Genomic DNA, 13,302 nt, shown 5'->3' with positions numbered 1-13,302 from the left:
GTGTCGTCCGCTTGCGCGCTTCCGTCGGCGGATCACCGGCGAGCGCCGAGGCCGTCCGCAAGATCCGGGCCGGGCCGGCCGACGACCAGCTGATTCCTCCGGGCGGCACGCTCCACTACCGGCCTGAGGCGGAACGCGAAGTGGGCGGCCCGAAGCGGGTGAACGACTTCTACCGGCTGTTCCTCGCGCCGGGTGTCGCGCACCGCGCGGGCGCCGCGCCGACGAACGCGCTGGGCGCGCTCGTCGCCGACCCGCGATCTCTGCCCGTATCCGCGGGTTTCGCGCTACCGCGGCAACGGTGATCCCGCGGTGGCCTCGAGCTACCGCTGCGTCGGCCGCTGAAGCCCCTCCCCACCTGTGCCCGTCGTGCCGGCGCTCCTCCGGCGCGACGGGCACTTCGTCACACTGTGAGAAGTTCCGGTGTCCCCTTTGCCCTACCCCTCAAAAGTACGGTATTGACGACAGGTAACGCCGCGACGGATCGGATCGCGCGGTTGGACGAAGCTTCTTCCGGTAACGGCTGAACCGTTGCACCGCAACGGAATCACCGGCCGGATCACCATGGAATCCCGCCATATCACTCCACGTTCAAGCCTGGCGATATGACCCAAATGGTATGTACCAGTCCAGTGATGCGCCTCGTACGGTCGGGAACGAATCCCCCTCCCCCGCCAGTTTCGAGGAAGCGCCGACATGAACAGAAAGATCTTAGCCGCGACTGCCGCGGCCATAACCGGGGCAGGCTTGGTCACCGCCATCGCCCTCACCCCCAGCGCGAGTGCCCGCCAGCAAGCCACCCCCGGCGACCAGGCCCAGTCCGAAATGCTGGCCGCGATGGCCCGCGACCTGAAGATCAGCCCCGAGCAGGCCAAGCTCCGGCTCGCGAGCGAACAGCGCGCCGCGGTCGCCGACAACACGCTGAAGAAGCAGCTCGGCACGTCGTACGCCGGATCATGGCTGGACGGCACCGGGACCACGCTCACCGTGGCGGTCACCAACGCCGCCCAGGCCGAGCTGGTGCGCGCCGCGGGCGCGACCCCGAAGACCGTCGCCCGCAGTGCCACCGATCTCGACGCGGCGAAGCTGCGGCTGGACGCCAAGTCCGGTCAGGCACCGAACACCGTGCCCGGCTGGTTCACCGACGTCACCACCAACTCGATCGTCGTGCTGGCCAACGCCGGCGGGGAAGCCGCCGCGAAGTCGTGGGCGGCCGAGTCCGGTGTGCCGTCCGACCTGGTCCGGGTCGAAGCCAGCGCCGAAGACCCGCGCCCGCTGATCGACATCATCGGCGGCAACGCCTACACCTTCGGCTCGGGCCGCTGCTCCATCGGTTTCGCCGTCGACGGCGGCTTCGTGACCGCCGGCCACTGCGGCAGGACCGGCACGCGCACCTCGAACCCGAGCGGGGTCGTCGCCGGCTCCAGCTTCCCCGGCAACGACTACGCCTGGGTCCGCGCCGACGCGGGCAACACCCCTCGCCCGCTGGTGAACCGCTACCCCGGCACCGTGCCGGTCGCCGGTTCGACCGAGGCCCCGGTCAACTCCTCGGTGTGCCGCTCCGGCTCCACCACCGGCTGGCGCTGCGGCACCATCCTGCAGAAGAACACCTCGGTCACCTACCCCGAGGGCACCATCACCGGCCTGACCCGGACCAACGCCTGTGCCGAGCCCGGTGACTCCGGCGGTTCGTGGCTCACCGGTGACCAGGCGCAGGGCGTCACCTCCGGTGGCTCCGGGAACTGCACCTCCGGCGGCACCATCTACTTCCAGCCGATCTCGGAGATCCTGAGCGTCTACAACCTTCGCTTGACGGTCAGCGGGAACCCGCCGTCCAGCACCACCACGACGCCGACCACGCCCACCACCCCGACCAGCCCGACGACGTCGAACAGCCCGACCACGTCGAACCCGCCGGGCGGCACCTGGGCGCCGTACACCTACTACGGCTCCGGCGCGACCGCCAGCTATGACGGCAGCAACTACCGGGTGATCCAGCCGCACACCTCCATGCCCGGCTGGGAACCGCCGAACGTTCCCGCGCTTTGGGAACTCGCCTGACCTGGACCGCCCCCGGCGAACTCACCTCGCCGGGGGCGGTTCCTTCCCCTGACGACGGCGCGGGGGCGGCGGATCTCGAATCCCTCGTCCCCCGCGCCCGTCGCGGTGACCCCGCCGCGACGAACGAGTTGATGAGCATCGTCCAGCCGATGGTCGTGAGCTACTGCCGGAGCCGGATGGGCGGAACCGACGCGCGCGTGATCGCCGCCGAGGACGTCGCGCAGGAGACCTGCCTCGCCGTGCTCACCGCGCTGCCCACCGCCCGGGTTACCCGCGGTTCCTTTCTCTCCACCGTCCTCGGGATCGCCGCCCGGAAGGTCGCCGCCGCGTTCCGGTGGCGAGCACGGGACCGATCCGAACCCACACCCGATCCGCCGGATCGCGCGACGCCCGAGCCCAACGAACCCGAGTGGCACGCCCTCGCCGCCGACGGCCACGACCGGTTGACGCGGCTGATGAGCACTCTGCCCGGCATCCAGCAGGAGATCCTCCGGCTGCGGATCACCGTCGGCATGACCGCGCCCGAGGCGGGCGCGATCCTGCGGGTGAGCCCCGGCCTGGTCCGGGTCGCCCAGCACCGCGCGCTGCACAAACTCCGCACGATCATCGACGAGGACGACCTGTGATCAGCCCCCTGATCGGTCCCGGGGACGGCCATTCCTGGCCGTCGGAGATCGATGTCCGGCATCTGCGCCTCCTCGACGCGATCGCGTCGGCGGGCAGCCTCGCGAAGGCCGCGACCGCGCTCGGACTCTCCCAGCCCGCGCTGAGCGCGCAGCTGCACCGGGTCGAGCGGGCACTGGAGCGGACGGTGTTCGAGCGCGACCGGCACGGCATCCGCCCCACCGCGCTGGGCGAAGTGCTGCTGAAGCACGCGAAACGGGTCCTTGCCGCGGCGGACGACCTCGAATTCGCGATCCGCCGGTTCCACCGCGCCCCGTCCGAAGGTCTGCTCCGGATCGGCGCTTTCCCGACCGTCTTCGCCGAGCCGGTGAGTGGCGTGGTCGCCGCGGTCACTCCCGGCCGTCCGGTCGAACTGCTCACGATGACCGGCAGGACCGCGTTGTTCACCGCGCTGCTCGACGGCACGGTGGAATTGGCGCTGCACGTGGATCACCCCGGACAGGAGATCGTTCCGCCGGACGGCGTCCACCTCCTTCCCGTCGGAACGGAGCCGGTCTTCGTGATCGTGTCCCCGGACCATCCCGTCGCCGCACGCGGCGAGGTGTCCTTGGCGGAACTCGCCGGTTCGGCCTGGCTGACCGCGGCGGGCGGGGACGACGGGTTCCGCGAACACCTGACCGACCAGTGTGCCCGCGCCGGCCTCGATGCGATCACCGTGCGGGAAGTGGAACCGACGGCGCTATGGCAGGCCGTCCGGGACGATCCCCGGGCGGTGGCGCCGATCCCGTCCCTCGACTCCGGCATCACGATGCCCGGCCCGGTGGTGGCCCTGCGCGGTGTTCCGCTCAGGACGCGGCATCTCCTGCTGTGGCGCGACGGTTCACCCATCGACGTCGCCGCCGTCCGAAGTGGACTGACGCACGCGATCGCCGAGCCCGCCGCGATCCGCCACCGTCTTCCCGAGTGGGCGGCGGCCAACCCCGGCTGGCTCGGCACCTGATCCGACTCAGCGGTGGATACGGTCGAGGCCGAGGGTCCACGGATTGGTGACTGACTGTCTGCGTTGCGCCGGTCTGTTGCCGTTTCGCGGCAACGGGCCGGGGGTCTGGTAGCGAAGCGGGTCTCACGTCGCCACTGCCCTGCGTCCGTCGCCGTTCCTTGGCGACGAATCGGACGCTCACGTCATCAGTTCGGACTCACGCCGCCCGCGCCGCCCCGATCCGTTGCCGGATCGCGGCAACAGACTGGTAGCCGGGTAACGAAGCCAGCCTCACGCTGCCACTGCGTCGCCGTTTTGCGGCAACAGCCCGAGATGGTCGAGTCTCGAAGCCAATACCGGCGCCCCACCGCTCCGACCTGTCGCCGTTCAGCGGCAACGCTTCGGACGGTCACATCGCTTGGCTGGTCTCACGCCGCCGCCCGAACCGGTTGCCGTTTCCCGGCAACGGGCCACCGAGCACAACACGAACCCATCGCCGTTCCCCGGCAACCGGCTCATCATCCTTGAGAACGTACGAGATCCAAACCCGGCGATGTACTCAGAGAGCCCTCTTCCGCTGGTTGGCATTGAACCGCGCCTTCTTCTGACGATTGCCGCACGTGTTCATGTCGCACCATTTGCGGGTGCGGCTTTGGCTGGTGTCGAAGAAGGCGGCTTGACAGGTCGGCGATGCGCACAAGGCCAGCTTTCCGTCGCGTTGGCCTGCGATGATGCTGATCGCGTCGGCGGCGATCACGCTGAGGGCGTCTTCCACACTGGACGCCGAGCTGAGCTGCCATCGTCGCTTGCCTTCGGGGGTCAGGACGGCCGCGGCCCGGCCCTCAGTGCTGCGGTCGTTGAGGACTTGGACGGCGGAAGCGGGGAGCGCGTCCTGGAGCGCGGCCGCGGTCGCCGCGGCGTGAATCGACTCCCTCAGGTCTCGAGCGAGTTCGAGCTGGGCGTTGGTGCACGAGTCCACGGCGAGGCCGCTCACCGCCAGCCAGTCGACCAGTCGGTGCGGCGTGGGGATGCGTTCCACGGCGTCACCACGACGCTCCGTCAGAGTCGCCGTGAAGCTGGTCGCGAGCACGTTGCCGAGGCGGAAGTCAGGGAACCCAGCAGCCATGGAACCATCTTAGCCGGTTGCGCGCCTACCTGACGACCTGTTAGAACCGTCTTAGCCGGTTCCACGATATCAGGAGGTCCCATGTCCCGTCCGACCAGCGACGTACAACCATTCGAAGCCCACGCACCTGACGCCGACCTCGACGATCTGCGCACGCGATTGGCCGCCGCGCGGCTGCCGGAGGCCGAGACGGTCGATCTTCGATGGGGCCAGGGCGTTCCTCTCGCCGACCTCGTCGATGTCGTGGACTACTGGCGCACCGGATACGACTGGCGGTCGTTCGAGGAGCATCTCAACCGGATCGGCCAGTTCCGCACGACCATCGACGGCCTGGGAATCCACTTCCTGCATCGCCGGTCCACGCGCGCTGATGCCGTTCCCCTGGTCTTGACGCACGGCTGGCCGGGCAGCATCGCCGAGTTCGTCGATGTGGTGGACGAGCTGGCAGAGCCGAGGGACGCGGACGTGCCGGCGTTCCACGTCGTGGTTCCCTCGCTACCCGGCTTCGGTTACAGCGACAAGCCGTCCACCACCGGATGGGGCACCGAAAAGATCGCGGCCGCGTGGGTGGAACTGATGGGCAGGCTCGGCTACGACAGGTTCACCGCCCACGGCGGTGACTGGGGCGGCAATATCACCACGGTTCTCGGTGGCCGGTTCCCTGCGCACGTCCTCGGTATCCACACGACGTTCGCGGAGGGACCGCCCGGGCTGAGCACAGACGGGCTGACGGCGACCGAGCGCAAGTGGACCGAGGAAACCCACGATTTCTGGCATCACCGCGCGGCGTACGCGAAGCAGCAGGCGACCCGGCCGCAGACCATCGGCTACTCGCTCGTCGACTCACCGGTCGGGCTTCTCGCCTGGATCCTCGACAAGTTCGCCGAGTGGTCCGACACCGAAGACAGCCCGTTCGAGACGATCTCCCGAGACCGCGTCCTCGACGACGTCACCCTGTATTGGCTGACACGGACCGGTGCGTCGTCGGCCCGCATCTACTACGAAAGCCACAACTCGCTCGATCCCGAACTCCGGGTCGACGTCCCGTCGGCGATCACCGTCTATCCCCGCGACATCGAGAAGTATCCGCGCCCCTGGGCAAAGGAGCGGTACCGGCAGATCGTCCGATGGAGGGCGCCCGAAGCCGGGGGCCATTTCCCGTCGCTGGAGATGCCCGGGTATTTCGTCGAAGACCTGCGAGAAGGCCTCGCGGCAGTGCTGACCGCCGGTCGACACGCGGTATAGGGCGTTATACAACTATGGCCGTTCTCTCGAACGGCGAGCATCACGCCCGCAGGTGGGCCCGGTCCGGCGCGACGGCGTGCTGAAGCGGCTCCCCGAGCACGAATCGCCGCAGTTCTCGCGCGACGAGTTCGCCCATCCGGGCGCGCTCGGCGCCCAGCGCGCCGGCCAGATGCGGGGTGAGCACCACGTTCGGCAGCGTGTACAGCGGCGAGTCCGGCTCGGGTGGTTCGGGCCAGGTGACGTCGAGGATCGCCGTCAGGTCCGGGCGGTCACGCAGCACCGGAATCACCGACGGTTCGTCGACGACGGCGCCGCGGGCGGTGTTGATCAGGGTCGCGCCGATGCCCATCCTGGCCACCAGCTCCCCGTTCACCAGTCCTTCGGTCTCCGGAAGCAGTGGCGCGTGCAGGCTGACCACGGGGCACGTGGCGAACAGTTCGTCCAGGCCCACCAGCCGCACGCCGAGTCCGGCGGCGGTCGCCGGATCGACGACGGGGTCGTTCGCGAGCACGTCCACGTCGAAACCGCGCAAATGCGACGCGACGAGAGCGCCGATCTCGCCGAGGCCGAGCAGTCCGACCCGGGACCGGTAGGCGCCCGCGACCCTGGGGTCGGGCGGATAGGCCCGCCGCTCCCGGATCTCGCGGGAGATCCGGTGCACCTGCTTGAGTCCCAAGAGGATCTGGGCCAGGGTGAACTCGGCGACCGGGACGGCGTTCGCGGCCGCGGCCGACACGATCGGCAGCTCGCGCGCCCAGAACTCGGGTGTGGTCAGCGGCCGGACCGATCCGGCGGCGACGAGCACCGCGCGCAGGTCCGGCGCGCGCGCCAAGACGACGGAATCCAGCACCGGGGCACCCCAGCCGGACAGCAGGATTTCAACGCCTTCCATGGCCGCCGGATCCTCCGCCAGCCGCTCGCGAGTGAGCGGCTCGCGCAGGTCCACCAGCGTGCCGATCTCCTTCAGTACCGCCTCGGGGTAAACGTCGTCACGGCGGCGTTCCTCCATCACGAGAAGTGCCGTCGGCCGGTGTTGCAGCTCGGTCATCCCTACCTCCGTGGCGACCATACATCGGATGCTTTCCCCGGTCCACGCGCGGCGAGCCTCACGCAGAGCCAAACCCGCCCGATTGAGATTCGTAATCATCGGACCATTGACCTCAGGTTGGGAAAGCGCTTACCGTCCCCTGCGGAGTAGACAGCGTGGTCCACAGTGAACAGGAGATGCGATGCGGAAATCGCGGTGGATCGGCGTGGGACTCACTGTCTCAGCGCTGGTCCTTTCGGGCTGCTCGGCAGGCCCCGCCGGAACGAACGTCGCGCAGGACACCAAGGCGCCCTTGGAACTGTGGACCCGGACGACCCCCGGCGGAGCCGGCGAGCAGGCCACCAAACGGCTCGCGGAATCCTTCGAGAAGGCCACGGGGTTCAAGGTGCAGGTCACCGCGATCTTCGACGACTTCGAGACGAAGCTGGCCCAGCGCGCCGCCCAGCGCGACCTGCCGGACATCGTGATGAACGACGTCACGCAGGTCGGCACGCTGAAGAGCCAGGGTCTCGTGCGTGAGATCGAACTGGGCAAGATCAAGCACGCCGCCGAGCTGACCGAGCAGGCGTTGAAGTCCAATCAGACGCCGGACGGCAAGCTGTACGGCCTGCCCTACAGCGCACAGGCTTCGGCGCTGCTGATCCGCAAGGACTGGCGCGAGAAGCTCGGCAAGAGCGTGCCGCAGAGCTGGCCGGAACTCGTCGACCTCGCCAAGGCGTTCACCACCGGCGACCCCGACGGCAACGGCAAGAACGACACCGCGGGCCTGAACGCGACGCTGTCGACCAAGCGGGGCTACGCCTCCTGGTACTTCTCCAACTTCCTGTGGGCCGCGGGCGGCGACTTCATCACCGAGGCCGGGGGCGGCAAGTACAAGCCGTCGATGAGCACGCCCGAATCGGCCGCCGCGGTGCAGTGGTTCCGCGACCTCGGCTGCAAGGACAACGTGATCCAGCCCGGTTCGGTCACCATGCCGACCCCGGCGACCAACGAGACCTTCGAAGCGGGCAAGGCCGGGATGTACGTCGTCGGCCCGTATCTGCTGCCGCGGTTCGACAAGGCGCTCGGCAAGGACAAGTACGAGGTCGTCCCGATGCCGAAGGGCGCCAAGAACGCGGACGTGCTCGCCGAGGGGCTGTCGATCTACATGATGGCCGGTTCGCCGAACCAGGCCGGACAGGACGCCTTCGGTGACTTCGCGATCTCGGCCGACGGCCAGAAGATCGGCATGGAAGGCGAATCGGCCTTCATCGTGCAGCTCCCGGTGAACAAGAACATCGACATCAGCCAGGTCCGCCCGGACCCGCGTTGGAAGACCTACGCCGAGATCTACACCAAGTCCGGCCACTACGCGCCGTCCATCCCGAACTGGACGCCCGTCCGCCAGGACACCGCCGACACGGTCAGCGCGCTCATCGCCGACTGCAAGCTCGACACCAAGGCGGAACTGGCGAAACTCGACACCAAGCTCACCGCGACCTTGCAGCAACAGGGGATCAGCGCGTCATGACCGTAGATCACGCCAAGCCGGCGGCCGTCGGCGCGGACCGTCCCGCAGTCAAGCGGACGCCCGCGCCGAAGGCCCGCAGGCGCAGCGACCGCGACGGGAAGTGGTGGACGCCGTGGCTGTTCCTGGCCCCCGCCCTGATCCTGTTCGTGTACTTCAAGTTCATCCCGATGATCACCGCGGTGACGATGTCCTTCCAGGACGTCCAGCCGTACCTGGGCAACCAGTGGGTCGGCGGGCAGAACTACAGCACCGTCCTCGGTGACGAGGCGTTCCACTCCGCCATCTGGCACACCGTGATCATCGCGGTCGGGCAGACGGTCGGCTCGATGGTCATCGGCCTCGCGCTCGCCCTGCTGATGGAGGGCCAGAGCAAACGGCTGAAGTTCCTGCGGTCGGCGGCGTTCCTTCCGGTGGTCGTGCCGATCGCCGTGGTCGCCGAACTGTGGCGGATCATGTACCACCCGACCGAGGACGGGATGCTGAACTCCATCCTCGGCATGGTCGGGCTGGGGCCGTCGGGCTTCATTAACGATCCCGACACGTCGATGGTCTCGGTCATCGTCACCGGCATCTGGCGCGGCGCGCCGTACGACATGATGATCTTCCTCGCCGGACTGGCCGGTATCGACCGGGGGCTCTACGAAGCGGCCACTGTGGACGGTGCCTCTCGCTGGCGCAAGATCCTCCACGTGACGCTGCCGGGCCTGCGGTCGGTGTTCTCGATCCTGTTCGTCCTCGCGGCGATCCGCGGCCTGCGGGTGTTCACCGAGGTGTTCCTGCTGACCAACGGCGGGCCGAACGGCTCGACCGAGGTGGCGATGACCCTGATCTACAAACTCGGCCTGGAACAGAACCGGCTGGGCGTCGGCGCGGCGGGCGCGGTCCTGCTGTTCCTCGCGACGCTCGTGCTGACGCTGTTCGTCCAGGTGCTGCGACGGAGGCGAGACGCATGACCGCGGCCAACGATTCGGCACTCGGCCTCGACGCCGTCAAGTCGCCGGGCGGACGGATCCTGAAGTTCGTCCTGTACGCCCTGCTGCTCCTGGTGTTCGCCGGTCCGCTGCTGGCGCTGCTGGTCAGCGCGTTCAACGACGTCTCCGATCCGACGGCGTTGAGCGTCGTCCCGTCGAGCCCCACCCTGGACAACTTCGGCATCGCCTTCGACCTCGGCGTCGGGATGTACTTGCTCAACTCGTTCCTGGTGGTCGGCTTCGGCCTGCTGCTGCAGGTCATCGTCTCGGTGCTGGCGGGATACGCGCTGGCGCGCAAGAAATTCCGGTTCATGACCTTCGTGCTGGTCGCGATCCTGGCGACGCTGATGCTGCCGGAGGAGATCCTCGCGATCCCGCTGTCGCTGATCCTGTCGGATCTGCCGGTGGTGCACCTGAACCTGATCGGCAGCCTCGCCGGGATGATCGTGCCGCTGGGCGCGTGGGCCTTCTCGATCCTGGTGATGACCGAGTTCATGAAGGACGTTCCCCGCGAACTCGAAGAGGCCGCGCGGATCGACGGCGCCGGCGATCTGCGGATCTTCGCGCAGATCATCCTCCCGATGTGCAAGCCCGCGCTCGGCGTGATCGGCGTCTTCGGCTTCACGATGATCTGGGACCAGTACCTGCTGCCCTTGCTCGTGTCGACCGACGCCTCGACCTACACCCTGCCGCTGGCCCTGCGGACGCTGCGGATCGACACGAACGTCACGCCGGGCGTGATCATGGCCGCGTCGCTGCTGGCGCTGCTCCCCTCGGTCGCCGCGTTCCTGTTCTTCCAGCGTTCGTTCGTCCGCGGTCTCGCCTCGGGCGCGCTCAAGGGCTGACACCAAAGACAATCAAGGAGCGATCCTGAAGTGAGTTCCACCGCCTGGTTCACCCACGACCGGTTCGGGATGTTCGTCCACTGGGGACTCTATTCGCCGGCCGCCCGGCACGAATGGGTGCAGAACCGCGAAAAGCTGACCGACGAGCAGTACCGGGTCTACTTCGACCATTTCGAGCCGGACAAGTACGACCCGCGTTCCTGGGCGCGGGCCGCGAAGGCCGCGGGCATGACCTATGTCGTGCTGACCACCAAACACCACGACGGTTTCTGCCTGTGGGACAGCGATCTCACCGACTTCAAGGTGACGAACACGCCCTATGGCAAGGATCTGCTCGGCCCGTTCGTCGACGCCTGCCGCGAAGAAGGCTTGAAGGTCGGCTTCTATCACTCGCTGATCGACTGGCACCATCCCGCTTTCCCCGTCGACGGCACCCATCCCCGCCGTGACGACGCCGAGTACATCGCGGCCCACCAGTACGCCGACATCGCCGAGTATCAGCTCTATCTGCATGGTCAGGTGCGCGAACTGCTGACCCGCTTCGGCACGATCGACTACCTGTTCTTCGACTTCTCCTACCAGGGCCGCAAGGAATGGTGGGGCGGCAAGGGACCGGAAGACTGGGACTCCCCCGGCCTGCTCGCGATGGTCCGCGAACTCCAGCCCGGCATCCTGATCAACGACCGCACGGGGATCCCGGGCGACTTCATCACTCCGGAGCAATACCAGCCGTCGGGTCCGATGACCCGCGACGGTGTCCCGGTGGTGTGGGAGGCGTGCCAGACGTTGAACGGCAGCTGGGGCTACGACCGCGACAACCTCGACTACAAGAGCCCCGAGCTGCTCATCCGGATGCTCGTCGACGGCGTGTCCAAGGACGGCAACCTACTGCTCAACGTCGGGCCGAACGGCCGGGGCGAGATCGACCCGCGGGCGCTGGAGGTGCTCGGCGAAATCGGCCGCTGGATGGACCGGCACGAGCGCTCGATCCGCGGCTGCGGACCGGCCGAGTTCCCCGCGCCCGCCGACGGCCGCTACACCCAGCGCGGAGACCGGCTGTACCTGCACCTGTTCAGCTGGCCGATGAACCACGTCCACCTGCCAGGGCTGGCCGGGCGGGTGCGTTACGCCCAGCTGCTCGACGACGCCTCGGAAATCCGGCAGGTGCACACCGATCCCGGGCAGACCGCGCAGAACACCCAGATGGGCGGGCAGCCGGAAGGCACCCTCACCCTGAAGCTCCCCATCCGGAAACCGGACACCCCGGTCCCGGTGATCGAACTGTTCCTGAGCACAGAGAGCCCCGCCGCCGAAACCCTCCCCACCGATTGAGCACGGAGGCATCATGGATCGCAGAAGGTTCCTCAGCGGCGCCACCCTCGGCGCCGCGCTGATCACCGTCCCCTGGGTCACGGCCGGGACGGCGGCGGCCAAACCGAAGAAACTGTGCGCCCTGAACGTCAGTTCGCTGACCGAACTGCAGAACGCGATCAACCAGGCGGGCCCCGGAGCCGTCATCACCGTGAACAACGGCACCTACACCGTGCCGTCGGGCAAGCCGATCAGCGTCAAGGGCCGCCGCGGCACGAAGGACCAGCCGATCACCATCGTCGCTCAATCCCGCGGCGGGGTGACGTTCGACGGTGAGCAGAGCTTCGTCTTCGACGACTCCACCGGCGTCACGATCAGCGGGTTCAAGTTCCGCCAGAGCACCACGCTGGAGATCCCGGCGAACTGCTCGAGGATCCGCCTGACCCGCAACGATCTCCAGTTCGCCGACATCGCCGACCTGCACTGGGTGATGGTCCGCGCCGACAACAGCAAGATCGACCGCAACCACTTCCACCACAAGACGACGCTCGGCGTCATGCTCTGCATCGAAGGCGCGGACGAAGACAAGATGGCGACGGGCGTCGAAGTCTTCCGGAACTACTTCTCCGACCACACCTTCGCCGGCGACAACGGTGGCGAGCCGATCCGGCTCGGCGTCAGCCCGCGTGCGCTCACCACCGCCGGGGCCAAGATCGAGTTCAACCTGTTCGAACGCGCGAACGGCGACCCGGAGGCGATCTCGGTCAAGTCGTCGGGCAACTTCATCCGCAACAACACCATCCGGAACAGCCTTGGCGGCATCGTGCTGCGCCACGGGAACAAGTCCGTCGTCGAAGCCAACTTCATCCTCGGCGGCAAGGAAGGCATCCGGATCTACGGCAACGACCACAAGATCCTCAACAACTACATCGCCGGAGTGTCCAGCAACGCGCTGGTCGTCGGCAGCGGCAGCGTCCGGGACCACTTCCCGGGTGAATCAAAGGAATCACGGCGCGGAAACGACGCGGCGGACCGCGTGCTCATCGCGCACAACACGCTGCTGAACAACGGCGGCACGCTCTCCGGCGAGACCAAACGGACGATCGAACCGCGCGACTGCACGATCTCGGACAACATCTTCGTCGGCAGCAACGGCGACCTGGTTTCGATGAGCACCACGGGCAACTTCACCTGGTCGGGCAACATCCTGTGGGGCTCGGGCGGGAACGGCAACATCCCGGCAGGCACCTTCCGCCGGATCGACCCGAAGCTCGTGCAAGGCAGCCACGGGGTCTCGCGGCTCGCCGCGGGCAGCCCCGCGATCGACGCGGCGACCCTGTCGACCGCACCGGTCACGCTGGACATCGACGGCCAGGCTCGCGGCAGCAAGCGTGACGTCGGTGCAGACGAGTACTCGACGGCCGCCATCGCCAACCGGCCGCTCACCCCCGCGGACGTCGGCCCCGGCGCTCCGTAGCGAACCGGGGGGCGAGCGAGGGTATCGCACCCCCGCCGCGGGCCCCCGCACCCCCCAAGGAGGGTTTGTGGGGGGGGAAACCTTCCCGGGGAGCGGGACCCAAAGGTA

Annotated in this window: 11 protein-coding genes and 1 pseudogene; 10 read left to right on the top strand and 2 right to left on the bottom strand. The window is 68.1% G+C overall.

Going from position 1 to position 13,302, the window contains the following annotated elements; translation table 11 throughout:
• Nucleotides 1-80 precede the first annotated feature (80 nt).
• The 4 genes and pseudogenes from ACZ6DT_RS20390 to ACZ6DT_RS20375 form a co-directional block, all read left to right on the top strand.
• Nucleotides 81-342 (top strand): annotated as a pseudogene (locus tag ACZ6DT_RS20390) (tannase/feruloyl esterase family alpha/beta hydrolase); the annotation flags it as partial.
• A 351-nt stretch (nucleotides 343-693) separates the two neighbouring features.
• Entirely contained in the window at nucleotides 694-2,058 is a 1,365-nt protein-coding gene (locus ACZ6DT_RS20385) for an alpha-lytic protease prodomain-containing protein (protein ID WP_465597293.1), read from the top strand.
• On the top strand, nucleotides 2,043-2,684 hold the full coding sequence (locus ACZ6DT_RS20380; RefSeq protein WP_465597290.1) for a sigma-70 family RNA polymerase sigma factor: 642 nt from the start codon (nucleotides 2,043-2,045) through the stop codon (nucleotides 2,682-2,684). Before ACZ6DT_RS20385 ends, ACZ6DT_RS20380 begins: the two co-directional genes overlap by 16 nt.
• On the top strand, nucleotides 2,681-3,682 hold the full coding sequence (locus ACZ6DT_RS20375) for a LysR family transcriptional regulator (protein WP_465597287.1): 1,002 nt from the start codon (nucleotides 2,681-2,683) through the stop codon (nucleotides 3,680-3,682). Before ACZ6DT_RS20380 ends, ACZ6DT_RS20375 begins: the two co-directional genes overlap by 4 nt.
• 538 nt (nucleotides 3,683-4,220) lie before the next feature.
• Here the strand turns inward: ACZ6DT_RS20375 and ACZ6DT_RS20370 are convergent.
• The gene (locus ACZ6DT_RS20370; RefSeq protein ID WP_465597284.1) at nucleotides 4,221-4,787 is read right to left on the bottom strand and encodes a CGNR zinc finger domain-containing protein; all 567 of its coding nucleotides are present in this window, start codon (nucleotides 4,785-4,787) and stop codon (nucleotides 4,221-4,223) included.
• Between the two features lie 81 nt (nucleotides 4,788-4,868).
• Between ACZ6DT_RS20370 and ACZ6DT_RS20365 the strand changes: the two genes are divergently transcribed.
• The gene (locus ACZ6DT_RS20365) at nucleotides 4,869-6,032 is read left to right on the top strand and encodes an epoxide hydrolase family protein (RefSeq protein ID WP_465597281.1); all 1,164 of its coding nucleotides are present in this window, start codon (nucleotides 4,869-4,871) and stop codon (nucleotides 6,030-6,032) included.
• A gap of 40 nt (nucleotides 6,033-6,072) precedes the next feature.
• On the opposite strand, the gene ACZ6DT_RS20360 is transcribed toward ACZ6DT_RS20365, so the two are convergent.
• A complete protein-coding gene (locus ACZ6DT_RS20360; RefSeq protein WP_465597278.1) occupies nucleotides 6,073-7,080 on the bottom strand; it encodes a hydroxyacid dehydrogenase in 1,008 nt (335 codons plus the stop codon).
• A gap of 181 nt (nucleotides 7,081-7,261) precedes the next feature.
• On the opposite strand from ACZ6DT_RS20360, the gene ACZ6DT_RS20355 reads away from it, so the two are divergent.
• The 5 genes from ACZ6DT_RS20355 to ACZ6DT_RS20335 are packed head-to-tail and all read left to right on the top strand — an operon-like array spanning nucleotide 7,262 to nucleotide 13,194.
• A complete protein-coding gene (locus tag ACZ6DT_RS20355; RefSeq protein ID WP_465597275.1) occupies nucleotides 7,262-8,590 on the top strand; it encodes a sugar ABC transporter substrate-binding protein in 1,329 nt (442 codons plus the stop codon).
• Nucleotides 8,587-9,543: a carbohydrate ABC transporter permease gene (locus ACZ6DT_RS20350; protein WP_465597272.1), complete on the top strand. Its 957-nt coding sequence runs from the start codon at nucleotides 8,587-8,589 to the stop codon at nucleotides 9,541-9,543. Before ACZ6DT_RS20355 ends, ACZ6DT_RS20350 begins: the two co-directional genes overlap by 4 nt.
• Nucleotides 9,540-10,406 carry a carbohydrate ABC transporter permease gene (locus ACZ6DT_RS20345; RefSeq protein ID WP_465597269.1) on the top strand — a complete coding sequence of 289 codons (867 nt, stop codon included), beginning with the start codon at nucleotides 9,540-9,542 and terminating at the stop codon, nucleotides 10,404-10,406. The genes ACZ6DT_RS20350 and ACZ6DT_RS20345 overlap by 4 nt, the downstream gene beginning before the upstream one ends.
• A 30-nt stretch (nucleotides 10,407-10,436) precedes the next feature.
• Complete coding sequence (locus tag ACZ6DT_RS20340; protein WP_465597266.1) at nucleotides 10,437-11,738, top strand: alpha-L-fucosidase; 1,302 nt, start codon at nucleotides 10,437-10,439, stop codon at nucleotides 11,736-11,738.
• A 13-nt stretch (nucleotides 11,739-11,751) separates the two neighbouring features.
• On the top strand, nucleotides 11,752-13,194 hold the full coding sequence (locus tag ACZ6DT_RS20335; protein WP_465597263.1) for a chondroitinase-B domain-containing protein: 1,443 nt from the start codon (nucleotides 11,752-11,754) through the stop codon (nucleotides 13,192-13,194).
• The last annotated feature ends 108 nt before the right edge of the window (nucleotides 13,195-13,302 follow it).

This window comes from Amycolatopsis sp. NPDC041971, from assembly GCF_055588925.1.
Note: the sequence above shows the minus strand (reverse complement) of the source record. Positions and strands in the feature narration are given on the sequence as shown.

Excerpts from the sequence above, each read along its gene's own strand:
- ACZ6DT_RS20350 (WP_465597272.1), top strand. The coding sequence starts at position 8,587 with ATGACCGTAGATCACGCCAAGCCGGCGGCCGTCGGCGCGGACCGTCCC.
- ACZ6DT_RS20370 (WP_465597284.1), bottom strand. The coding sequence starts at position 4,787 with ATGGCTGCTGGGTTCCCTGACTTCCGCCTCGGCAACGTGCTCGCGACC.
- ACZ6DT_RS20360 (WP_465597278.1), bottom strand. The coding sequence starts at position 7,080 with ATGACCGAGCTGCAACACCGGCCGACGGCACTTCTCGTGATGGAGGAA.
- ACZ6DT_RS20385 (WP_465597293.1), top strand. The coding sequence starts at position 694 with ATGAACAGAAAGATCTTAGCCGCGACTGCCGCGGCCATAACCGGGGCA.
- ACZ6DT_RS20365 (WP_465597281.1), top strand. The coding sequence starts at position 4,869 with ATGTCCCGTCCGACCAGCGACGTACAACCATTCGAAGCCCACGCACCT.
- ACZ6DT_RS20345 (WP_465597269.1), top strand. The coding sequence starts at position 9,540 with ATGACCGCGGCCAACGATTCGGCACTCGGCCTCGACGCCGTCAAGTCG.
- ACZ6DT_RS20335 (WP_465597263.1), top strand. The coding sequence starts at position 11,752 with ATGGATCGCAGAAGGTTCCTCAGCGGCGCCACCCTCGGCGCCGCGCTG.
- ACZ6DT_RS20355 (WP_465597275.1), top strand. The coding sequence starts at position 7,262 with ATGCGGAAATCGCGGTGGATCGGCGTGGGACTCACTGTCTCAGCGCTG.